We start from the raw sequence: 1,326 nt of genomic DNA, 5'->3' as shown, positions 1-1,326 counted from the left end.
TTATCCAGTTTGGCTTCCAGTTTCACTTCGTCGCTGGCAGCCCAACTGCCACGCAGGCCCAGCAAGCTGTGGCCACCGATGCGGTTGCGGTTGGCCTCATCGTCATAGCTGCTGCTAACGGCCTGCCAGCTGGCGCCCGCGCTGAAACGCCCGAATTCGCGGTCCAGGTCCAGGCTCAACGTGCGCCGGGCGCGGCGGGCCAGGGTGTGGCCAGTGTCGCGGTCACGTGGGTCGATCAGTGCCATGCCCAACTGGGCGTGCCAACTCGCCCACTGCTGGGACAGGGCCATTTCCAGGCCGTTGATGCGTGCCGAGGCGACGTTGCGCGGGATCGAGTCCTGGCCAAATACGATTGCGTCGCGCAGGTCGGTCCGGTACAGCGAGGCCTCCAGGCGGGTGGTGGTCGCCAGCTGGCTGCGCCACTGCAGCTCATAGCTTTTCGAGTGCTCGGGGTCCAGGTTCGGGTTGCTGTATTGCGGGTAATACAGGTCGTTGAACGTCGGTGCGCGGAAGCCTTCGCTGTAGGACAGCAGCACATCGTTATCCGCGTTCAGCGGCACGGTCAGGCTGCCACTCCAGGTGGTCTGGCCGCCAAACTGCTGGTTGCGGTCGTGGCGCACGCCCAGTTCTGTGGAAAACTGCTCGCCTTGATAGCGGTGCTGGGCAAAGACCGCCCGGTTCCAGCGGCTGTCTTCGGTGAAGTCGGTACTGGCATGGACACGGTCTTCATACCAGTCCCCACCGATCAGCAATGTGTTTCGTTCGCCCAGGGCGAGGTCGTTCTGCCAGGTCAGCTGATCGCGGTAGGTGTTGAACACGAAGCGCTCGGCGCTCAGCTTGTCACGCTTGTCGTCGCGGTTCTCGCTGTGGGCCAGTTCCAGGCGCGAGCGCCAGGCATCGCTGAGCTGCGCAGCGAAATAGCTGCCCAGGCTGCTGACGCTGAAGTCCGTGTAGGGCTTCTGGCCGAAGCTCTCGAAGGTTACCGGGTCGAACCCCCCGAACGGGTTGTCGTATTCACTGCGGCCACGGCTGTCGAGCAGGTTGACCCCGGCCTCGAAGCGCTCGCTGAAGGTGTGGCTCAGGCTCAGGTTGAAGGACTGGTTACGGTAGGCATCATGGTCGCCGTCACTGGCGAAGGATGGGCCAGTCGAATCGATGCCGGCTGTTTCATCCAGGCTGGCACCGAGGTTGAAGCGGGTCGCGTCGTTGCCGCCGGAAAGCCCCAGGCTACGCTGGACGGTCTGGTGGCTGCCTGCCGCGATGCGCAGCCGCGGCTGCAGGCCGGGCGTGTTGCTGCGGCGGGTGAAGATCTGGATCACCCCGCCG

General features: G+C 64.5%; 1 protein-coding gene. It reads right to left on the bottom strand.

Translation table 11 applies throughout. The features are described from left to right. Positions 1–1,326: TonB-dependent receptor domain-containing protein (locus APH30_RS27210; RefSeq protein ID WP_054914254.1), on the bottom strand; the 1,326-nt coding region annotated here is incomplete at both ends.

Origin of the sequence: Pseudomonas sp. NBRC 111127 (assembly GCF_001320345.1) — a bacterium.
Classification (GTDB): domain Bacteria; phylum Pseudomonadota; class Gammaproteobacteria; order Pseudomonadales; family Pseudomonadaceae; genus Aquipseudomonas; species Aquipseudomonas juntendi.
Note: the sequence above shows the minus strand (reverse complement) of the source record. Positions and strands in the feature narration are given on the sequence as shown.